Genomic DNA, 21,656 nt, shown 5'->3' on the forward strand with positions numbered 1-21,656 from the left:
GACGCGCCACGCCGGACCGGCCACCATCCGCCTCCTCAACCTCCCGGGGGCTCCAGCCACAGCAACATGATCAACTTAAGCTAAGTGGCATTGCCTCAGGGGTCGGGGTCGTACTCCGTCGCCAAGGCCGCGGAGTGGAACATGACCAATGGCGTGCGCGTCGAACTCGCCGAACAGAAGACCCTTGTCCAAGGCGTACATCTGGGAGCCGCGGACACCGACATGATGGCGGGGATCGACGGACCCAAGATCGACCCGGCCGACGTCGCGCGAGCCAGCCTCGACGGTGTTCAGGCCGGTGCCATCGAGGTGCTGGTCGACGACCCCAGCCGCTTCGTCAAGGCCGCTCTCTCCGCCGATCCCGCGCAGCTGTACGGCGACCCTTCCGGGAACTGACCCGCGACCGGTTGTCCGCTCTCGGCGCCGACAGCCGGGTGGTGGCACCCACAAGGGGCGACAACCGACGACACCGAAAACCGGAAATCCGGAACCCAGTCGCCGGACCTGGCCTCTACTCGTCATCGGAAGGACAGATCATGGCCCGTGCATCAGTGCGTGGAATGGGAATCGAGTACATCTCTCATGGGTCGAGTGAAGGAGAGGTGGTACTGCTCGTCATGGGCGTCGGCGGGCAACTTACTCTCTGGCCGCAGGGATTGATTGATCAACTCACGGGAAAGGGGTTTCGTGTCATCGCGTACGACGCCCGTGATGTCGGACTGTCCGACAAGATGGACGAGGCCGGACTGCCGGACATACCAGCAATCACCGAAGCCGCCAAACGCGGTGGAGTCGCGCCCGTCGCTTATCATCTCGAAGACATGGCGGAGGACGCGGTCGGTCTACTGGACGCGTTGGACATACAGAAGGCCCACATCGTCGGCGGATCCATGGGGGGAATGATTGCTCAGCTCATCGCGTCCGACCACCCCGAGCACGTCCTGTCCCTGACTTCCATCATGTCGACCACCGCCAATCCCGGGCTTCCCGAGACGTCGCCAGAGCTCACACGGCAGATGACGAAGGTCCCGCCCACCCTCACGAAGACCTGCAGGGGTGGCTGGACCATTCTGTTGCCAATGCCAGGCTCACACAATCGCCCGCCTACCCGGCGGACGAACAACAGTTGAGGGAGCGGTTCAAAAGCGAATTCGAACGTTGTTACTATCCGGTCGGATTCGATCGCCACTATGCGGCGATACTGGCGGCGCCCGATCGTCGCCCCAAACTCGGGAGGATCACCGCACCGGCGTTGGTCATACACGGTGCGGACGACCCACTGGTTCCCCTGGCTTGCGGTCATGATACAGCGAGCAATATTCCCGGTGCTGAGTTTTTGATCATCCCAGGGATGGGACACGATTTCCCGCCTCAACTGTTCGGCGTCATCGCAGATGCGGTCGAAGGGGTGACCCGTCGGGCGCGGAGGTGAAAGGCGCGGCTGATCCCCGGGAGTGGACGCTGGGTTGCACGCGACGAGCGACAGCGCACGTGGCGTGATCAGTGACGAGACGAGGCTTCTGGTCGTTGCGGTGGTGTTCTCCACGCACCACGCTTCGTCCGAGGAGCCTCGCCTGGTCCCGTATCGAGCCACGCTCGATGTTCCTCGTATCACGGCCAGGGGCGGAGTCCGGGCCTGGATCGACGAGGGCGCCAGGGAGCGGGCGGAAAGGTCCGTGACAGCGGCAGGATCGCCGGTGAAGAAAATCTAACACTGCCAAATCTTCTCTTCGTTGAATAGCGTGATCAGCAGCAGGAGGGGAACGACCGCATCCGCGCGAGCACGCGCTCCTCCGGTTTCGCTTGCATCTTCGAAGGGGAGGCCCGTCATGCCCACATCGCACATCCGGCGCAGCACGGCTGCGGTACTTGCCGTGGCCGCGGTCGCCACCACGGCCCTGGTCGGCCAGGCGGTGGCGAGCGAGGACCGGCCCGCCACGGACCCCACCGCGGCCACGGCGCCGGTGCCGGCGGCCGCGGCCGACGCGGCGGCCCGGTCCGGGCGCGTTCCCCGTATCGCGGCGGCGTGGCACTCCGCGTGGACGGGTGACGACCCGAACGCCCTGGCCGATCTGTTCACGAAGAACGGCACCCTTGTCGACCTGTCGGTGCCCTACACCTCGGAGGGGCGCGAGGAGATCGCGGAGTTCAAGGCGATCACCGAGCGGCTCATCCCCGACGCGGACCTCGAGATCACGGACGCGTTCCGCAGCGGCGACCGCGTACTGATCCGGACCGACTACTCCGGAACTCTCCCGGGGGCGACCACGTCGTTCAAGGTGCAGATGGCCACGGTCCTCGAACTCCGGCACGGAAAGATCGCCGTCAACACCGACTACTACGACCGGGCCACGATGCTTCGCCAGTCCGGGCTGCCCGCCGACTGGCGGCCGCCGGCCCAGCCCTGACCCGGCAACCGCCCGCCCCTGCTCGTCAGCGCACCCGCCGAAGGGCTCGGTGTTCCCGACGGGCCCTCTTTCGGCGTCGCCGTCGGCGACCGGATTCACCAGCGACTCCTGAGCAGGAGAGTCGGCGGGGACACCGTCGCAATCCGGCCGTTGGTGCTGAGCGCCGTTCTGGCCGCGGCCTTGACCCTGATCACCGCGTGTCTTCGGCGGCGGTGCCGACGGTGAGGCCTGGCCCGGCGGAGATTCCGACGACCTCACGGCCTACGGAATCACCGGGAACACGGCGGCACCGTGACCGTCATCAACGTCGGGGTCCTCGGCGTCGACACCGGTACCCCGACCCTCACTCCGGGCGAGTCCGCCCTCGCGGCGGGCGGGCCGGATCACCGCCCGGAGCCGTCCGCGAGGGCGAGGCGTGCTGTTGACATGCGTCGGGCGGGCGTCAGAACTGGAGTGCCCAGGCGTCGATCCGCCCGCTGTCCCACCGCGCGTTGTCGCTCACTCGCAGGTTCCATGTGCCGTTCGCGTTCTCCGAGGAGGCGTCCACGGAGTACGTCGTGCTGATGCCGTTCGCACTGCCGCCGGTGCCGTACGGCTTCAGCGTGTACGCCGTGCCGTCCGGTGCGACCAGTTGGACCCGGAGGTCGCCGATGTAGGTGTGGTCGATGTCCACCTCGACCGACAGGGACGAGGGCGCGTTGCCGGGGACGCCGGAGACGGTCACCGGGGACTCGATGGTGGAGTTGTCGCCGACGGCGTAGTCAGCGGTGTTCTCGAAGCGGTCGCCGGTCGGCGGAGGTGTGTCGTCGCCCTCGGCGACGTGCAGCAGGCGGTTGGGCGAGCCGTTGCCCGGGTTCGAGACGACACCGCTGATGGCGGCGGACCTCAGCGCGGAGCCGACCTGGGCCGGGGTGGCGTCGGGGTGGTCGGCCAGGTAGAGGGCGGCGGCTCCGGCGACGTGCGGGCTCGCCATGGAGGTACCGGAGATGGTGTTGCTGGCCGAGTCGCTGCTGTTCCAGGCCGAGGTGATGGACGAGCCCGGCGCGAACAGGTCGAGGACCGAACCGTAGTTGGAGTAGGAGGCGCGGCGGTCACTCGACGTGGTGGCGCCGACCGTGAGCGCCTCCGCCACCCGGGCCGGGGAGTTGTTGGAGGCGTTCTCGGAATCGTTGCCGGCCGCGACGGCGAAGGTGACGCCGGAGGCGATGGCGCCCCGGACGGCCTCGTCCAGGACGCTGTCGGCGCCGCCGCCGAGAGACATGTTGGCGACGGCCGGCTTGACGGCGTTGCGGGCGACCCAGTCGATGCCGGCCACGACCTGGGCGGTGGTGCCGGAGCCGGAGTTGTTGAGCACCCGGACTCCGACGATCTTCGCCTGCTTGGCGACGCCGTAGGAACTGCCCGCGACGGTGCCGGAGACGTGGGTGCCGTGGCCGTGGCCGTCCTGGGCGGTGTTGTCGTCGTCGACGGCGTCGTAGCCGTAGGAGGCGCGGCCGCCGAAGTCGTTGTGGGTGATGCGGACGCCGGTGTCGATGACGTACGCCGTCACGCCCTGTCCGGCGCTGTTCGGGTAGGTGTACGAGTCGTCCAGCGGGAGGTTCTGCTGGTCGAGGCGGTCCAGGCCCCAGGAGGGCGGGTTGGGCTGGGTGCCGGTGACGTGGAAGGTGCGGTTCTGGACGACGGAGGCGACGACCGGGTCGGCGGCGAGACGTTTCGCCTCGGTCTCGGAGGCGTCGACCGCGTAGCCGTTGAGGGCCTTGGTGTAGGTGCGCTCGATGTCCGCGCCGTACTTCTCGGCCACGGCACGTCCCTCGGCGGAACCGGACCTGGCCTCGTCGGCCTTCAGGGTCACGATGTAGCTGCCGGCGACCGCGTTCGCCGCGTCCTCGTACTGGACGCGGCCCTGCGGGGCGGCACCTGCGGGTAACGCCGATACGAGGCTCGCGGCGAGGGCCGCTGTTGCCGCGGCGCTGACGACTGCCAGTCTTCGCCGGGTGATGCGATGGGGGCGGTGGCAGGGCACAGGCATGTGAAAGTCCCTCCTCAGTCGGTGGTGTGGTGGGGCGGGCACGCCGAGCAGGCCGGTCCCGGACCGCAACCCCGGTCTCTTCGGGCATGGCCATGTCATCTCGGACCGTGTTCGTGTCCGCCCGTCGAAAGATTGAGGGTTCCAGAGGAATCGCACAAGAGCCCTGCGTGAAACTCGGCGGATTCCGGGTCCCGGGCTCAAGGCCGGACGGCGTCGTGTGAGGACGCGCCTGCCGCCGTCACGGCTTCGGCGCAGGCGCCGGCGACCAGGGCAATGACAGCGGCGACGGCCGATGCGACGGCCCGGTCCGAGCACATTGCCCGCACCGCCGCGGCGTGGCACTCCGTGTGGACGGCTCGGTGATCGCCTTGAACCCCGCGATCTCCTCGCGCCCTTCCGGGGTGGCTCGTACCCACGCGGATCCCGAGATCACGGACGCCCTCCGCAGCCGTGACCGCAGCCGGTGTCGGCGGCGATCTCGCCGTGCCGGACTTCGAGGACGGCGGCCATCTGCGCCTGGAGCGGTTCGGACGCCCCCGGGGGAGCACGACGGCCGGGCCACGAGGCTTCACCGGTCCGGGCTGCCCGCCGGCCGGAGGCCGCCGACGCGGCCCTGACGCGGCAACTGCGGTCGTCCCGCCCGTTCTCGTCGGCGGACACCTCCACACTCTCGGCACACACCCGTACCATCACTGCGCAACCGCGTAACGCTGAGCGGCGTGACAGGAGTGGCGATGTCGGTCCAGGACGCGAGTGCCGGGAAGACCGAAGCGGTGGGAGGGAAGCGTGCCGCGGGAGACGGGGTTCCGGCGCCGTGGGCGGAGTTCGGGGCGCAGTTGCGGTACTGCCGTCGTCGTGCGGGACTGACGCAGCGTCAGCTCGGTCATCTGGTCGGCTATCACCACAGCCTGATCAGCAAGTGGGAGAGCGGCACCCGGGAACCGACCGCCCGGGCGGTGGCCGGCTTGGAGCGCACGCTGGGTGCCGAGAGCGCGCTGTCCCCGCTGGCCGGATCCGCCGGCGAGGCGGTACCCCCGCCGTTCGCCCCGTCGGGCGCCGGGTTCTCCGGGCCGCTGCCGGGCGGCGGCGGGCGGCGCCTGCTCGTACCGGACGGGGCGGCGGACCACTGGCCGGAGCGGCTCGCGCCGGGTGGATGCCCACTGCACGCCGACGACCACGCGTGCGCCGTACCGCCGTTCGGCGATCTGGCACTGTTGCCGGAGCGGCTGCGGGCGGCCCGCGAGGCGGCGGTGCCGGCCGCGGCGGTGCCGGACCTGGTCCACCTGGTCCTCGCCCTGCTGGACCGGTGCGAGCACAGCGTGCTGCGCTCGACGTCGACCACCGTGCTCGGCGCGGTCGAGCATGTGCTGCGCGCGTTGGCCGCCTGGGCGGAATCGGTCAACGCCGCGGGGTGCCCGCCGCCGGTGATGGCCCGGACCGCGGCGCGCTACGCCCAGCTCGCAGGCCGGCTGCGGATGCAGCGGGGGCAAGGTGCGCTGGCGATGGCATGGGTGTCCCACGGACTTCGGTGGGCCGAGGCGGCCGGGGACACGACCACGCGCGTGACACTGACGACCGACCTGTGCACACTGGCGCGGCTGGACGGCGACGGCCCCTCCGCGCTCGGCTACGCGCGGGCCCTGGCAGGTCTCGGTGCCCGCGGCGGATGGATCGCGACCCTCGCGCACATGTACCTGGCGCGCGGTTACGCGGCGACCGGCGACGGCGCGGAATGCAGGCGCAGGGCCTCTCTCAGCCGCAGCGGACTGGACAGCCTGGGCGGGCGTGATCTGGCTCAGGCGCCCTGGCTGGCGGAGGGACAGGGGCAACTGCGGGTCGAGTCGGCCGTCGCGGGCGGACTGCGGGACCTGGCGGTGCTGACGGGCGACCGCGCCACGGCACGCGGCGCGGCCCGTGCCGCCGTGCTCGCGTTGGAGCAGGTGCCGGCCGGGATGCTCCCCACCCGGCTGCTGCTGACCCTGCGCCTGGCCGACTGCCACGTGGGAGCGGGTGAACTGGACGCGGCACTGGAACTGGCCGGTCCCGTGGTGGAGCAGGCGGTGGCGGCGCGACGGCGGACCGTCTCGCAGGAGCTGGCGGGGCTGCACGACCACCTGGCCACAACCTGGGGCGGCCTGCGCGAGGTGCGCGACTTCCAGGAGCGGTTGCGGGCGGCGCGGGCGGACGCCGGGGCCTGAACACTGGTCCGAACCTTCGGCGGCCACCGGCCGCGAACGGGCTCCAGCGGCCTCACGGCCCGGTGACGGCCGTACCGGGCCTGTCCGCGCAGGCACCAGTCGGGTACGCCCGGCCAGGAGCCCGTATTCGTCCGCGGGGGTGATGTGGCACGCGGCGGGCAGGACGTCGCAGTCCAGGCCCGGCGTGGCGCTCCACGCGCGCGGATCGGCGGGTGCGTGGGGGTCGGCCGTCGAGACGGCCACGCGCGGCCACTCGGCCGACACGGCGGTGAGGAGCCCACAGTCGATCCGCCCGGCCTCGAACTCCTGGTTGCCGTTGGTCTCGGTGAACGCCCGGTCACCGAGCGGGGACGTCGGCAGCACCCGGCTGACGCGCAGTTCCGCGGGCAGAGCCTGTGCGGCGCGCGCAGGCACAGGGCACAGCTCAGGGAGTGACACGCCGGACGCGCTCCCGGTCGCCGAGCTGGGCCGGCTCCGCGTGCGGGAGTTCGGTCCACTCGCCCACCGACGGCCGCTCGGGCGCGGGAATCTGCGGACAGAGCATCTGCTCGGCCGTGCACCATGACGAAACGTCGTCGGGGCGACGGCAGGCCGGGCGTCTCAGCCGTCCGTCTCCTTGGCAGGCCCTGATCCCCTGGTTCTCGGTGAACCGGTACGGACACCGTACGAACCCGTCGAGCGAGGAAGCCCTCGACGTCCCAACCGGTCCCAGGCGTACCCCCCGTTCACCTGCTTCACCGTCCCCCGACCGCATACCGGTCTGTGTTTGCCGCCGTTTGACAACGGTCCGTCCCGCGGGCGAACTCTGTTGACCCTCGGCACGACCGGTGTGAGTGTTCTGGCCGCCCAGGCATGAGCATGACGAATTCGCCGAACTCGCGTTCCGACGCTCCCGCCCGGGTGTTCGACCCGGAACCCCCACCTTTCCGAGGAGCACTCGTGAAACGAAGACTCGCCGTGGCGGGCCTCTCCCTGGCCATGGCCCTGGGGACAGTGGCACTGCCCGCCGCCACCACCGCCCAGGCGGCCGGAACGGCCACCGCGAACGCCGGCGCCGCGGAACCGAAACCCGTGGACCGGGCCGTCGCCGCCGCCGACAGGGTCACCGCCAGCGGATTCGACTCGCTCGCCAAGGGACCCGACGAGCGTTACGACCGCCGCATGGTCACCCCCTGGGTCAAGGGGCTGTACTCGATCGCCTACGAGCGCACCTACCGAGGCCTGCCCGTGGTCGGCGGCGACGCCGTCGTCCTGGCCGACGGCAACGGCGACGTACGCGCCGTGCGCTCCGCCACCGACGTCCGGATATCCGTAGACACCACGCCACGGATCAAGGCCGACGCGGCCGAGCGCACCAGCCGCGCCCGGCTGAAGAAGGCCGACGGGACCGAGCCGCCGCGACTGGTCGTGAAGGCCGGCGACGACACGGCACGCCTCACCTGGGAGACCGTGGTCACCGGCACCACCGGGGACGGCACACCCAGCCGGCTGCACGTCTTCGTCGACGCCCGCACCGGCAAGGTCGTCGACTCCTACGACGACGTACGCGCCGGCCACGCCGACAGCCAGTGGAACGGGCCCAGCCCGCTGTCCATCGACACCAGCCGGTCCGGCGGCACCTACCGGCTCAGCGACCCGACGCGGCCCGGACTGAGCTGCGCCGACTACAGCACCGGCCGCGTCTTCACCGGCCCCGACGACAACTGGGGCAACGGCGACGCGAGCAGCAGGGAGACCGGCTGCGCCGACGTGATGTACGCGGCGCAGAAGGAGTCCGACATGCTCCGCGACTGGCTCGGTCGCGACGGGCACGACGGCAACGGCGGCAGCTGGCCGGCCAAGGTCGGACTGAACGCCGTCAACGCCTACTGGAACGGCTCCAGCGTCGCCATCGGCCACAACCAGCAGAACGAGTGGATCGGCTCGATGGACGTCGTCGGCCACGAGTACGGGCACGGCATCGACCAGTTCACCCCGGGCGGCTCGCGCCACGAGAACGGCCTGGGCGAGGCCACCGGCGACATCTTCGGCGCCCTCACCGAGGCGTACGCCAACCAGCCGGCACCGTACGACACCCCCGGCGACTACGAGGTCGGCGAGACCATCGACCTGGTCGGCAACGGACCGATCCGCTACATGTACGAACCGTCCAAGCTCGACGACCCCAACTGCTACTCGGCCTCCATCCCGGACACCGAGGTGCACGCGGCCGCGGGACCGATGAACCACTGGTTCTACCTGCTCTCCGAGGGAAGCAACCCCGGTAACGGCAAGCCGGACAGCCCGACCTGCAACAACAGCAGCGTCACCGGCGTCGGTGTCCAGAACGCGGGCAAGATCTTCTACGGCGGCATGCTGCTGAAGACCAGCGGCATGACCCACAAGCGCTACCGCACCGCGACGCTGACCGCCGCCAAGAACCTCGACCCCACCTGCGACCTCTTCAACAAGACGAAGGCCGCCTGGAACGCGGTCAGGGTCCCCGCGCAGTCCGCGGACCCGACCTGCACCGGCAGCCCGGCCTCCGACTTCTCCATGGCCCTCAGCCCCGCCTCGGGCAGCGTCGAGCCGGGCCAGTCGGTCACGGCGACCGTCTCCACGACCGTCACCAGCGGCAGCGCCCAGTCCGTCGAACTCTCGTCGACCGGTGTGCCGGCCGGTGTCCAGGTCTCCTTCACCCCGTCGTCGGTCACCGCCGGCAACAGCGCGACCATGAAGGTGACCGCCGCCGACTCCGTCGCGCAGGGCACGTACACCCTCACCGTCAAGGGTGACGGCAGCGCGGCCGACCACACCGCGCAGTACACCCTGACCATCGGCGGGGGAGGAAACCCCGGCGGTGAGGCCCCCGACATCGACGTCGCCAAGGTGAAGGCGCACCTGGAGCAGTTCCAGTCGATCGCGGACCGCAACGGCGGCAACCGCCGCTCGACCGGCTCCGGTTACGACCAGTCGGTCGCCTACGTGAAGGGCAAGCTCCAGGCAGCGGGCTTCGACGTGGTCGAGCAGCCCTGCACCTCCGGCTGCACCAGCGGCGCCGGCCCCAACCTGGTCGCCGAGTGGCCCAAGGGCGACGCCGGCAACGTCTACATGTTCGGCGCCCACCTCGACGGCGTGTCCGCCGGTCCCGGCATGAACGACAACGGTTCCGGTTCGGCGGCGCTGCTGGAGACGGCGCTGGAACTGGCGCGGCAGAACCCGACCATGCTGAACCGGGTTCGTTTCGCCTGGTGGACGGACGAGGAGCAGGGCCTCAACGGTTCCGACTTCTACGCGCGCTCACTCAGCTCCACGGAGCGCTCGAAGATCAAGGCGTACTACAACTTCGACATGGTCGCCTCTCCCAACGGCGGCTACTTCATCAACCACATCGACACCGCCGCCGCCGCGCCGATGAAGGAGTACTGGGACTCCCTGAACCTGGCGCCGGAGGAGAACACCGAGGGCGCGGGCCGCAGCGACGACTACTCGTTCGAGCGCTATGGCATCGCCACCTCCGGCTACGCGATGGGCGCGAGCTACCGCAAGACGTCCGCGCAGGCCGCCAAGTGGGGCGGTACGGCGGGCCGGGCCTACGACCCCTGCTACCACTCCTCCTGCGACACCATCGACAACATCAACCTGACCGGCCTCAACCGCGCCTCCGACGGCATCGCCTACACCCTGTGGGAGCAGGCGGTCGGCGGCGAGGCACCGGCGGACGACTTCTCCATGGGCGTCTCGCCCACCTCGGGCAGCGTCGCGCCGGGCGGCGACATCAAGACCACCGTGTCCACCGCCACCACCGACGGCTCCTCGCAGACCGTACGGCTGTCGGTGCCGAACGCGCCCGCCGGTGTCTCGGCGGAGTTCGCTCCGTCGTCCGTCACCTCGGGCGAGCGCGCCACCATGAGGGTCACCGCCGCGGCCTCGACGGACCCCGGCACCTACACCCTCACCGTCACCGGCACCGGTACGTCGGCCACGCACACCACGACGTACACGCTGACCGTGACCGGCGACGGCGACGACTGCGACACCGGCCAGAAGATCGTCAACGGCGGCTTCGAGGACGGCACGTCGCCGTGGACCGGTGACACCCGGACCATCGGCGCCTTTGACGGTCAGTCCGCGCACAGCGGCACCCGGTACAGCTGGCTGGGCGGCTGGGGCAAGACCAGCAACGAGACGATCAGCCAGAAGGTGACCGTCCCCGAGGGCTGTGACACGGTCGAGCTGGGCTACTACCTGCACATCGACACGGACGAGAGGACGAACACCCGGTACGACACCCTGCGGGTGCAGGTCGACGGCACCACCGTCAGCACCAAGTCCAACGCCGACGCCGCCGGCGGCTATGTCCGGCAGTCGCTCGACCTGAGCGCCTACGCCGGCAGGCAGGTCACGGTGACCTTCGAGTCCACCGAGGACGCGTACCTGCAGACGAGCTTCGTCATCGACGACGCGACGCTGCAGGGCAGCTGACCACTGCCCGACGAGCGCGGGGCCCGGACCGGGAAGCAAGGGGGCGGTCCGGGCCCCGTCCGCGTGCCCGGGCGCGAGGTCACGGCTGCGGCAGCCGTACGGTGAACACCGAACCGCGCCCGGGGGTGCTCGCCACCGAGACCGACCCGCCGTGCGCCTCCGTCAGCTTGCGGACGATGGCCAGGCCGAGCCCGCTTCCGCCGGTCTGCCTGCTGCGGGACTTGTCCGCCCGCCAGAAGCGGTCGAAGACGTGGTCCAGGTCCGCCGGATCGATCCCGGACCCGGAGTCGGCGACCTCCACGACGAGGTCACCGCCCTCCCTGCGGGAGCGCGCGACGACCCGACCACCGCTCGGTGTGTGCCTGATCGCGTTGGACACCAGGTTGCCGACCACCTGTCGCAGCCGCACCCGGTCGGCGTACGCCTCGAGTTCCCCGGCCGCCTCGATCCGCAGCGCCGTGCCGGCCGGGCCGGCGGCGCCCCGGTGGGCCGACATCACCTGCTCGAGCAGGTCTCGTACGTACAGCGGTTCACGGTGCAGTACGAGACTCCGGGCGTCCGCGGCCGCGAGGTCGCGCAGATCGTCGATGACGTGCTGCAACAGCACCGCCTCCTCCAGCAGGAGCGCGACCAGGTCCTGGTCCACCGGGGTGAGGCCGTCCTGCCCGGCCTCCAGCCAGCCGCGCATGTTGGTCAGCGGCGTGCGCAGCTCGTGCGCCACGTCGCCGACCAGGGACTTGCGTTGCCGTTCGAGCAGCTCCCTGCGGTCGGCGAGATCGTTGAACGCCGCGGACAGCCGGCCGATCTCGTCCCGCGTCGTCACCGGGACGCGCACACTCACGTCGGCGGGGTGCTCGGCCGCCCCGATCAGTGCGCGCAGCGGACGCACCATCCTGCGGCCCACCAGGGTGGTCACGGCGGCGGCGACGGCGAGCACGAGGGCGGCGGCCCCGGCGATGCGCGTCGTGTTCGCCGGGGAGAGGTGGAAGCCCGAGGTGTCCTGGCTGTTGTGGTCGCCGACGAACAGCAGCACGGGAGGGGAGACGTAGGAGACGAGTTGCTCGCGCCGGGCCTCGGTGACGCACTCCTGGGCCGCGTGGGCGGAGTTCTCCGGTCCCTTTCCGAGGAAGGCCCAGGTGAAGTCCGCCCAGACCCTGAGGCCGTCACGGCCCTGCTGTTTCATGCACCGCGTGGCCAGCTCGTTCACCTGGTCCAGTGGCACCCGCTCCGATCGCAGAGGCATCCTCAGGCCGAGTGCGTCGCAGACGAGGCTTCCCTTCGGATCGAAGGCGGGCCGTATCGTGGTGCGTCCGCTCGGCAGGGTGGCGACCTCGGCGGTGACGTCCATGCCACGCAGGCACCGGGCGACCTGGTCCGCGCTGTGCCGGAGCTTCTCCCGGTCCTTGGCCGACAGCAGGAACGGGCCCACGGCGCGCGGATCGATCGGGCCGGCGTCGGACAGCACCGGGTCCAGCCGCAGCGGATCGACCAGCGCCGTCGGCCGGTACGGCAGCCGGACACCCTGCTCGGAGCCGGCGACCCGGGTGCGCGCCGGCGTGGTCACCGTGATCGGCCGGCCGGTCCGCGCCGCGAGGTCGCCGACCAGGTCCTGCACGCCGCCCCAGTCGGTGTGCGTCGCGGCGTAGCCGATCAGGGCGTCGTAGACACGGGTGTCGTCCTTCAGCGACTGCCCCTGCTGGATGCGGATCGCCCGTGTCGTGCCGGCCACGGCGAGCCAGGCCGTGGCGGCCACGGCACAGACGGCGACCAGCAGCGAGGCGGTCAGCAGGCGGGCGAACAGGCCGCCGCGCGGCCACACCCTAACGCGGCGCAAGCCCACCCTCCCCGCGGACACGGCCCGGTGTCAGCTTGTAGCCGATCCCGTAGACGGTGATCAGGAACTCCGGGCGGCGCGGGTCCGGTTCCAGCTTCTTGCGCAGATGCATCACGTACATGTCGATGGTCCGTTCCGACACCGAGGTGTCCCAGCCCCCGGTCCGGTCGAGGAGCTGCCGGCGGGTGAACACCCGGCCCGGCTCGGCGGCCAGGGTCGTCAGCACCGTCAACTCGCCGCGGGTGCAGGCGACCTGGCGGCCCGACGGGCCCACCACCTCGTGGTGGAGCGGATCCACCGTGAGGGGACCCACCCGCAGGACGCCGTCGTCAGGCTCCGGTGCCGAGCGTTTCACCCGGCGCAGCAGCGTACGGATCCGGGCCATCAGCTCGCGTGGGCTGTAGGGCTTGGTCATGTAGTCGTCGGCGCCGAGGTCGAGACCGAGCAGCAGGTCGTCCTCACCGGTCCGCGCCGTCAGCATCAGGACCGGCACGTCCGACTCCGGGCGCAGGATCCGGCACACGTCGTGGCCGTCGACCCTCGGCATCATCACGTCCAGCACCAGCAGGTCGGGCCGCAGCCGGCGCGCGGCGTCGATCGCCGCCCGTCCGTCGTGCACGACCGTCGCGTCGTGCCCCTCCGACCGCAGGTACATGCGCAGTACCTGTGCCTGTCGTTCGTCGTCCTCGGCGACCAGGATGTGTGCGCTCATGGCGGTGACTATAGGACGGCGCCCGGCGGGGCCGGGACGCTGACAATCTCGCTACAACTCGCTGAAACCAGCTTGATGCCGGTGTGAGACCTTCTGCTCCCATGACGCGAGTGACAGTGCACGCCGCCGGGGACGCGGGCGCCTCCCACCGGGCCGGGGAGCCCGGCCGGTGACCGGCGGGCAAACGGAGCCGGTACCGGTCGTGGAGCCCCTGCCGGACGTGGACGCGTCGGCCGTGGAGTCCGCGCGGAGCGGGGCGCACGCCGCCCCGCGCAGGCGCCGGAGGCGCATCCGCACCGCCGTGGCCCTGACCGTGCTGACGCTGACGGGCGCGGGTGTCGCCGTCGCGGCGCCCTGGAAGTCCGGGTCAGGTGCGGCCCAGGCCGAGCCGGAGCCGAAGACCGGCACGGCCAAGGTCGTGCGCACCGACCTGACCGACACCCGGATCCTTGACGGCACCCTCGGGTACGGCACCCCGCGCACGCTCAACGGTGTCGGGAACGGCACGGTGACCTGGCTCGCGTCGTCCGGCACCACGGTCTCCCGGGGCGAGACGCTGTACCGCGTCGACGACCGGCCCGTGCCCGCCCTTTACGGCAACGTCCCGATGTACCGGCGACTCGAGACCCCGAACACCGTGGGACGCGACGTCCGCGTGATCGCCGACAACCTGCGGGCCCTGGGCTACGACATCGGCCGTCAGCCCGGACCGGGGGAGACCGTCACCGGCCCGGTTCCCCCGACCGGCACCGAGCGATCGCGCGGCACCGGACCGTCGGGCACGGAGCAGGACACGGGATCGGGAGAGGGTACGCCCGGGAAGGGAGCGCGGCCCTCGTCCGGACCGTCCGCATCCGGTGCCCCGCAGCCCGGTACGGGGTCCGGCGAGGACACGGGCACCGGCACGCCCTCCGAACAGAGGCCCGTCACCGGCCCCATCAAGATCCGCTCCGAGGACGGCGTACTCACCCGCTCACTGATCGACGCGGTCAAACGCTGGCAGACCTCCCTCGGCGTCCCGGCCACCGGTGTCATCCAGCCCGGTGACGTGGCGGTGCTCGCGGACGCCGTCCGGGTCCAGGGCGCCGAGGTCCAGACCGGTGACCCGGCGGACGGGCCCCTGCTGCGGATCACTCCCACCACCAAAGCGGTCACGGTCGACGTCAACGCCTCCGAGGTCGGCTCCGTGAAACGAGGAGACGCCGTGACGGTACGGCTGCCCGGCGGTGAGAGCGCCGCCGCCGAGGTGGCCGCCATCGGCAGCGAGGCGAAGACGCCGTCGTCCGGGCAGGGGCTGCCCGGGGAGCTGCGCGTGACCGTGACGGTCGCGTTCAAGGACCCCGGCCAGGTGAGCGGCCTCAACTCGGCTCCCGTCCAGGTCGAGTTCGGCTCAGAGTCACGCAGCAACGTGCTCGCCGTTCCCCTCACCGCACTGCTCGCACTGCGGGAGGGCGGCTACGGGCTGCAACTCGCCGGCGGCCGGCTGGTCGCCGTGGAGACGGGGCTGATCGCCAAGGGGATGGTGGAGGTCAGCGGTGACCGGATCACCGAGGGCGCCCGGGTGGTGACCGCGTCATGACGGCGGTGCTGTCGGTCCGGGACGCGGTGGTCGAGTACCCCGGCGGGGTGAAGGCGCTCGCCGGGGTGTCCCTGGAGATCCAGGCCGGCGAGTTCCTGGCCGTCGTCGGGCCGTCCGGCTCGGGCAAGTCCACCCTGCTGAACGTCATGGGCACCCTCGACCAGCCGAGCAGCGGCGCCGTCGTCATCGCAGGACACGACGTCACCACCCTGCCCGACCGGCAACTGTCCGCGCTGCGCGGCCGCTGGCTCGGCTTCGTCTTCCAGCAGTTCCACCTGACCGACGGCCTCTCCGCCACCGAGAGCGTGGCCACCGGCCTGCTCTACGCCGGAGTACCGCGCAAACGCCGAGGGCCCATGGCGCGCGCCGCCCTGGAACGCGTCGGCCTGGGCCACCGTGTCGATCACCGGCCGCATCAGCTCTCCGGCGGCGAACGCCAGCGCGTCGCCATCGCCCGCGCCCTGGTCCACGAACCCGCACTGGTCCTCGCCGACGAGCCGACCGGGGCGCTGGACACCGCCAACGGCGTCGCGGTGCTCGAACTGCTCACCCGGCTCAACGAGGAGGGAACCACCATCGCGCTCATCACCCACGACCGGGACATCGCCGCGAGTCTGCCCCGGCAGGTGGAGATCCAGGACGGGCGCATCGTCGCCGACAGAAGCGAGGCCCGGCCGGGCAGCCGGTCCGGTGCCCTCACCTCCGACACGCGCGGCGCCCTCGGGAGCGCGGGGTGACGGCCGGCCGACGGCGCCGCTCCGCGGCCGGGCGGCAGGAGTCCGCGGCCGGGGGACGCACCGCCGCACCACACGCGGCCACCGCCCCGAAGAACCGGCCCGAGACCCCCTGGACCCGCCCGGTCAGGCTCTCCCCGGCCGACCTGCTCCGCCTCGGTCTGGTCGGCGTGCTGTCCCGGCGGATGCGGGCGGTGCTGTCCGCCGTCGGCATCTCCATCGGCATCGCCACGATGATCGTGGTCACCGGCATCCCGGCCTCCAGCCAGAAGGCCCTCGACGCGGAACTGACCGCACTGGGCACCGACCGGCTGCAGGCGGTCGCGGACCGGGACGCGGCGCAGGACGGCACCCCGGTCTCCTTCCCCGAAACGTCGGCCGCGATGGTGGACCGTATCGGTGCCGTCAAGGCCGTCAAGGCCGTCAAGGCCGTCAAGGCCGTCACCGCCGTGGCCAACACTCACACGTCCGTGCGGCGTTCGGACAAGCTCGGCCCGCTCGACGGGTCCGGCCTGACAGTACTGGCCGCCCGGCCCGACCTCCTCGACGTCGTCAACGCCACGGTCGGCTCGGGCCAGTACCTCACCGAGGTCACCGAACGGTTCCCCACCGTCGTCCTCGGCTCGGACTCCGCGACCCGCCTGGGCTTCTCCGAGGTGCGTCCCGGCGAGCCGCCGCTCGTCCTCCTCGGCGACCAGTGGTTCGGCGTGACCGGGATCCTGCACCCCGTGCCGCTGGCTCCGGACATCGACCGGGCCGTCCTGGTCGGCTGGGACGCCGCACGCCGGCACCTCGGCTTCGACGGCCGTCCCACGCAGTTGTTCATCCAGGCGGACGAGGAGCACATCGCGGACGTACGCGCGGTGCTCCCCGCCACCGTCAACCCCGAGTCCCCGAGCGTCGTCCTGGTCAGCCGCCCCTCCGACGTCCTGGCGGCCAAGCGCTCCGCCGAGGCCACCTTCTCCGGGCTGTTCGTCGGCCTGGCCGGCCTTGCGCTGCTGGTCGGCGGCATCGGTGTCGCCAACACGATGGTGATCTCCGTGCTCGAACGCCGCCGCGAGATCGGACTGCGCCGGGCCCTGGGCGCCAACCGGGGGCAGATCCGGGGACAGTTCCTGACCGAGTCGGTCGTGCTCTCCGGCCTGGGCGGACTGACCGGGGTCGTCGTCGGTGTCCTCGCGACCCTCGGCTACGCGGCCTTCCGGGACTGGCCGGCCGTGATTCCGCCGGAGGCGGTGACCGGCGGGTTCGCCGGCGCGGCGCTCATCGGCGTCGTGGCCGGCGTGTACCCGGCAGTCCGCGCCTCCCGGCTGTCGCCCACCGTGGCGCTGGCCACCACCTGAACAAGGAGTCGACCATCATGCGTGTTGCCGAGCAGACCGTCCCCGGGCTCTACCGGGCGGGTCTCGCCCGCCGTCTCGCCGTGGCTGCCGCGCTGGCCTCGCTGACGTGGCTCACCGCCTGTGGCGGGGGAAGCGGCGACTCGCAGTCGTCCGGCGAAGCCGGTGACGACAACGGCGTCGCGAGCGTGACCGGCAAAGACGAGAATCCGAAGAAGGAGGCGGCGAAGGTCGAACGCCCCCTCATCCGCCCCGACACGTCGGCGGAGGAAGAGGAGAGGCTCTTTCAGATCTACACCGGCTGCCTGGAGCAGCACGGTTACAAGAAGCTCGAGGGCTACAGCGGCCGAGTGGGTGACCCCGACAAGCCGGACCCGGCGACGCTCTCGAGGAATGAGGCGAAGTTCGCACCGGCGCGGAAGGCGTGTGCCGCCAAGGAACCGGAGGAACTCTGGCAGCGGGCCTACCGGGAGGATCCCGAGTACCAGGACAAGTTCGGCACGTGGCTGAAGTGCATGCGGTCCCACGGCCTCGAGGTCGCGCCCTCACCCGACGATCCCGGCACCTTCGCGTTCGAGGACGGCCTTCCGCCGGCCAACGAGGCGAAGTGGGTCGACAAGTGCGAGGCCGAAGCGTTCACCGGCAAGTAGTCATGTCCGGTTGGCCCACGGGAAACAAGGAGTTGACCACCATGCGTGATGGTAAGGGGGCAGCCCTCGGGTCGGCGAAGCCGGTGACGACAAGGGCGTCGGGAGCGTGACCGGCAAAGACGAGAAGCCGAGGAAGGAGGCGGCGAAGGTCGAACGTCCCCTCATCCGCCCCGACACGTCGGAGGAGGAGGAGTGGAGGCTGGGGCAGGTCTACCTCGACTGACTGGCACAGGGCCTCAAGATGGTCAAGAACCACGGAGGCGAGTACGACGACACCTACAAGGGGATCGACGGCCGGCTCGAGAAGGACCAGGCGAAGATCTCGGCCGCGCGGAAGACCTGCGCCGCCAAGGAGCCGGAGACGCTTCCCCAGCGGGCCGCCGGGGAGGACCTCGAGTACCAGGACAAGTACCAGGACAAGTACGACAAGTGGCTGGAGTGCATGCGGTCCCACGGCATCAAGGTCGAGGCCGCCCCGGACGATCCCGGCAGCTTCGGCTTCACTGAGGGCCTTCCTGCGGCGGACAAGGAGAAGTGGGTCAAGAAGTGCGAGTCCGAGGCCTTCGTCGCCAAGTAGGCACGACGCGCGGACCGGACGACCCTCAGTCATCCCGTCGCAGACCTCGTCCTCCAGGAAGACCGGCGAATCCTTCAACACCGCGGCACCTTGCCGCGTATCCCCCAACAACGCCATTGTTCGGCGCCCCACGCGCCGCAGGACGGATAGCTGAAGGAGAGGTCTCTTGGAGAATGAGGGTTTGCAGCCACCCGCGGCACCCGCTCGTGAGCTGCGCCGCAGGACCGCGCTGCTCGGTATCGGGGCGGTGGCCGGGATCGGCGCGGTGGACGTCGGAGCGTTCGCGTACGTGAGTGGGCGGGTGACGCCGGACAGGCTGACACCGGGCCGGCTGGCGGACGGGTTCGAGACGGTGTTCGGCAAGCATCCGGGGTTCAGACGCAACCACGCCAAGGGAGTCAGTGTCGCCGGGGAGTTCGTCGCGGGCGGTGCGGGAGCCGCGGTGTCGGAGGCCGTGGTGTTCGAGGAGGGCAGGCGGACTCCGGTGACGGGCAGGTTCTCGCTGTCCGGGGGAGTGCCGGACGTCGCCGACGCCACCAAGACCGTACGGGGCATGGCGCTGCGGTTCGACCTCCCCGACGGCGAGCAGTGGCGCACCGCGATGGTCAACCTGCCGGTGTTCCAGGACCGCACCCCACAGGGCTTCTACGACCGGATGCTCGCTTTCAGGGCGGTGCCGGACACCGGCGAACCGGATCCGGAGAAGAAGGCCGCGTTCCTGGCCGAGCACCCCGAGACGGTGCGCGCGATGAAACTGGCCAAGAAGCACCCGCCCACCTCGGGCTTCGCGGACAGTACGTTCAACAGTCTCAACGCCTTCCACTTCACCAACAGTTCGGGCAGCAGCGTCCCGGTCCGCTGGTCGATGGTCGCCCTCCAGCCGGTGCGCGCGGCGGCCAAGGGGCCGATCGGCAGGAACGAGCTGTTCGAGACCCTGATCGGGGCGCTCACCGACGGGCCGCTGCGATGGCGGCTGATGCTCACCATCGGCAGCCCGGAGGACCCCGTCGACGACGCCACCACCCCCTGGCCCGACAGCCGGCGCAAACTGGACGCGGGCGTCCTGACCCTCACGGCGGTCCACACCGGGGCGTCGGGCAACGCGCGGGACATCAACTTCGACCCCACGGTGCTGCCACGCGGCATCAAGGCGTCCAGTGATCCACTGCTGAGCGCCCGCTCGTCCGTGTACGCGCAGTCCTTCGCGCGGCGCACCGGGGAGCCGGACAGGACGGGTACGGTCAAGGTGGCTGGGAAGCGCGATGACTGATGCCGCGGCAGGGGCTCCCGCGGTCCCCGAGGTTCCCGTCCCGCAGGATCCGGCCGCGGCCGGCGCACCGGAGCGGTTCACGCTCTTCTCCCGCTGGCTGCACTGGGTGATGGCCGTCCTCGTCGTGGCCATGCTCTTCATCGGCGCGGGCATGGTGGCCTCCCTGGCCGACTACCGCTTCCTGGTGTCGGTGCACAAACCCCTGGGCATGGCCGTTCTCCTCCTCGCGGTGATCCGGCTGGTGAACAGGTTCACCCATCGTGCGCCCCCGCACCCCCGGTCGATGGGCCGGGGCGAACGCAGGGCGGCCCTGGCGTCCGAGTGCCTGATGTACGGCCTGATGGTGTCCCAGCCGCTGGTCGGCTGGGCCATGGTGTCGGCGTCCGACACACCGTTCGTCGTGGCCGGCGTGCACATACCTCCCATCGCGCCGGCGGACCCGTCGCTCTACTCCGGCCTGCACGAGACCCACCTGGTGCTCGGCTACGCGCTGTTCATCCTCTTCACCCTGCACATGCTGGCCGTTCTGGTCCACGCCCTGGTGCTGCGGGACGGGCTTCTCGGCCGGATGGCCCTGTGGAGGACCTCCCGCAAAAGCGGGTGAGAGCGGGTCGCACCGTGTGGGATCACGACTGCGGGGCGACGGCCCGCCGGCCGAGCCGGCGGGCCGTCGCGCGGGACCGGTGATCCCGACGGGGTCAGCTCTCGCCGAGGAGGTCGATCACCTCACGGCTCTGCACGTCGATCTTTGCGATGGTCAGGTCCTTGTTGAGCACCCAGGCGGTCTGCGAGTCGGCGCTGAAGCTGATCGCCTGGCGGGGACCCTTCAGGTCGCCCTTCGGGCCGCTCTTCACGGTGCCGATCACGGAGTTGTCCTCCGTCTTCACGGCGGTCAGCGTGTTGTCCGCCATGTTCCCGGAGAGCAGGACCGACCCGTTGGGGGAGAGCGCGGCACCGTAGGGCTTGTCGCCCACGTGGACGCTGGTCCTCTCGCCGGAGACCAGGTTGATGACGGAGATCTCGTCGGACTCGCTGTTGGCCGCGTACAGCCGGTCGCCGGCGCGGTTGACGGACACCGCGCGCAGGCCCTTGAAGTCGCCGATCGTTTCCGGATCGGCGTCCTTGTTCTTGAGGTCGACGATCGAGACCTCGCCCTCGCCGTAGTTGGTGACGTACAGCTTGTCACCCGCGTACGAGAGCTTGGTGCCCTGCCGCGGCTCGTGGAAGCCGGTGAGGACGTCCGTCGGCCTGTTGTTCTCGAGGTCGACGATCGTGACGGTGTCCGCCGCCGCGTTGTTGGCGTACAGCCACTTGCCGTCCCTGCTCTGCGCGGTGCCGAACACACCGGCGCCGAGCGGCAGACGCTCCTTGACGTGGAAGCCGAACATGGAGATGCGGTCCACGACACCGCGCGCGCTGTCGGACACGGTGAAGCTCTTGCTGTCCGGCGCGAACAGGATGTTGCGCGGGCTGACGTAGCCCTTGATCTCGGCGACCTTGCGACCGCTCGGCACGTGGATCACGACGAGGTGGTCCGAGTAGGAGTTCGTCGCCACGGCGAACTGCTCGTTGGGGCTGACCGCCAGGGTGTTGTTGGTGGCGTCGACGGTGGGGTCTTGGTCCTTGGGATCGTCGGGGTTCTCGGTCTCGATCTTGCTGGTGTAGGCGCCGAAGTCCACCACGGTGGTGGTGAACCCCTTCGACGACGACTTCTTCTCCGGCGCGTCCGCGCTGGCCGTGGTCACCGCCGCGCCGGACAGGGCGAGCGCGGCGAGCGCGGTGGTGGCGATCATCGTCCGGCGCGTGGTCCTGAGGCGTTTCACCTGGGCTGTCTCCTTGATCTGGGTGTCCCCCGTCGCGC

Annotated in this window: 17 protein-coding genes and 1 pseudogene; 13 read left to right on the forward strand and 5 right to left on the reverse strand. The window is 70.8% G+C overall.

Going from position 1 to position 21,656, the window contains the following annotated elements; translation table 11 throughout:
- The first annotated feature begins 84 nt into the window (after window positions 1-84).
- The 4 genes and pseudogenes from KUM40_RS21625 to KUM40_RS42695 form a co-directional block, all read left to right on the forward strand.
- Window positions 85-396: a hypothetical protein gene (locus KUM40_RS21625; protein ID WP_217167683.1), complete on the forward strand. Its 312-nt coding sequence runs from the start codon at window positions 85-87 to the stop codon at window positions 394-396.
- Window positions 397-536: 140 nt separating this feature from the next.
- Window positions 537-1,130 carry an alpha/beta fold hydrolase gene (locus KUM40_RS21630; RefSeq protein ID WP_217167684.1) on the forward strand — a complete coding sequence of 198 codons (594 nt, stop codon included), beginning with the start codon at window positions 537-539 and terminating at the stop codon, window positions 1,128-1,130.
- Between the two features lie 699 nt (window positions 1,131-1,829).
- The gene (locus tag KUM40_RS21635; protein ID WP_217167685.1) at window positions 1,830-2,408 is read left to right on the forward strand and encodes a nuclear transport factor 2 family protein; all 579 of its coding nucleotides are present in this window, start codon (window positions 1,830-1,832) and stop codon (window positions 2,406-2,408) included.
- 228 nt (window positions 2,409-2,636) lie between these two features.
- Window positions 2,637-2,786, forward strand: a pseudogene (locus KUM40_RS42695) (2-oxo acid dehydrogenase subunit E2); the annotation flags it as partial.
- A 64-nt stretch (window positions 2,787-2,850) separates the two neighbouring features.
- Here KUM40_RS42695 and KUM40_RS21640 read toward each other — a convergent pair.
- Both KUM40_RS21640 and KUM40_RS21645 read right to left on the reverse strand, forming a co-directional pair.
- Entirely contained in the window at window positions 2,851-4,437 is a 1,587-nt protein-coding gene (locus KUM40_RS21640; protein WP_217167686.1) for a S8 family peptidase, read from the reverse strand.
- Between the two features lie 429 nt (window positions 4,438-4,866).
- Window positions 4,867-5,097, reverse strand: a complete 231-nt coding sequence (locus KUM40_RS21645) for a hypothetical protein (protein ID WP_217167687.1) — start codon at window positions 5,095-5,097, stop codon at window positions 4,867-4,869.
- A gap of 74 nt (window positions 5,098-5,171) precedes the next feature.
- Here KUM40_RS21645 and KUM40_RS21650 point away from each other — a divergent pair, with 74 nt between their 5' ends.
- A complete protein-coding gene (locus tag KUM40_RS21650) occupies window positions 5,172-6,635 on the forward strand; it encodes a helix-turn-helix transcriptional regulator (protein ID WP_217167688.1) in 1,464 nt (487 codons plus the stop codon).
- Between the two features lie 939 nt (window positions 6,636-7,574).
- A complete protein-coding gene (locus KUM40_RS21655) occupies window positions 7,575-11,099 on the forward strand; it encodes a M28 family peptidase (protein WP_308401200.1) in 3,525 nt (1,174 codons plus the stop codon).
- A gap of 79 nt (window positions 11,100-11,178) precedes the next feature.
- Here the strand turns inward: KUM40_RS21655 and KUM40_RS21660 are convergent, their stop codons facing one another.
- Window positions 11,179-12,939: a sensor histidine kinase gene (locus KUM40_RS21660; RefSeq protein ID WP_374227405.1), complete on the reverse strand. Its 1,761-nt coding sequence runs from the start codon at window positions 12,937-12,939 to the stop codon at window positions 11,179-11,181.
- Entirely contained in the window at window positions 12,920-13,645 is a 726-nt protein-coding gene (locus KUM40_RS21665; protein ID WP_217167691.1) for a response regulator transcription factor, read from the reverse strand. Before KUM40_RS21665 ends, KUM40_RS21660 begins: the two co-directional genes overlap by 20 nt.
- A gap of 169 nt (window positions 13,646-13,814) precedes the next feature.
- Here KUM40_RS21665 and KUM40_RS21670 point away from each other — a divergent pair, with 169 nt between their 5' ends.
- The 7 genes from KUM40_RS21670 (at window position 13,815) to KUM40_RS21700 (ending at window position 20,399) form a co-directional block, all read left to right on the forward strand.
- On the forward strand, window positions 13,815-15,224 hold the full coding sequence (locus KUM40_RS21670; protein ID WP_308401201.1) for a peptidoglycan-binding protein: 1,410 nt from the start codon (window positions 13,815-13,817) through the stop codon (window positions 15,222-15,224).
- On the forward strand, window positions 15,221-15,961 hold the full coding sequence (locus tag KUM40_RS21675) for an ABC transporter ATP-binding protein (protein ID WP_217167692.1): 741 nt from the start codon (window positions 15,221-15,223) through the stop codon (window positions 15,959-15,961). The genes KUM40_RS21670 and KUM40_RS21675 overlap by 4 nt, the downstream gene beginning before the upstream one ends.
- Complete coding sequence (locus KUM40_RS21680) at window positions 15,958-17,301, forward strand: ABC transporter permease (protein WP_308401202.1); 1,344 nt, start codon at window positions 15,958-15,960, stop codon at window positions 17,299-17,301. Before KUM40_RS21675 ends, KUM40_RS21680 begins: the two co-directional genes overlap by 4 nt.
- 17 nt (window positions 17,302-17,318) lie before the next feature.
- Window positions 17,319-17,948: a hypothetical protein gene (locus KUM40_RS21685; protein WP_217167693.1), complete on the forward strand. Its 630-nt coding sequence runs from the start codon at window positions 17,319-17,321 to the stop codon at window positions 17,946-17,948.
- Between the two features lie 241 nt (window positions 17,949-18,189).
- On the forward strand, window positions 18,190-18,525 hold the full coding sequence (locus KUM40_RS21690) for a hypothetical protein (protein WP_217167694.1): 336 nt from the start codon (window positions 18,190-18,192) through the stop codon (window positions 18,523-18,525).
- Window positions 18,526-18,691: 166 nt separating this feature from the next.
- A complete protein-coding gene (locus tag KUM40_RS21695; RefSeq protein WP_217167695.1) occupies window positions 18,692-19,795 on the forward strand; it encodes a catalase family peroxidase in 1,104 nt (367 codons plus the stop codon).
- The gene (locus tag KUM40_RS21700; protein ID WP_217167696.1) at window positions 19,788-20,399 is read left to right on the forward strand and encodes a cytochrome b; all 612 of its coding nucleotides are present in this window, start codon (window positions 19,788-19,790) and stop codon (window positions 20,397-20,399) included. Before KUM40_RS21695 ends, KUM40_RS21700 begins: the two co-directional genes overlap by 8 nt.
- Before the next feature lie 94 nt (window positions 20,400-20,493).
- Here KUM40_RS21700 and KUM40_RS21705 read toward each other — a convergent pair whose 3' ends face one another.
- On the reverse strand, window positions 20,494-21,618 hold the full coding sequence (locus KUM40_RS21705; RefSeq protein WP_217167697.1) for a YncE family protein: 1,125 nt from the start codon (window positions 21,616-21,618) through the stop codon (window positions 20,494-20,496).
- Between the last annotated feature and the right edge of the window lie 38 nt (window positions 21,619-21,656).

Source organism: Streptomyces sp. AC512_CC834 (assembly GCF_019049325.1).
Classification (GTDB): Bacteria; Actinomycetota; Actinomycetes; order Streptomycetales; family Streptomycetaceae; genus Streptomyces.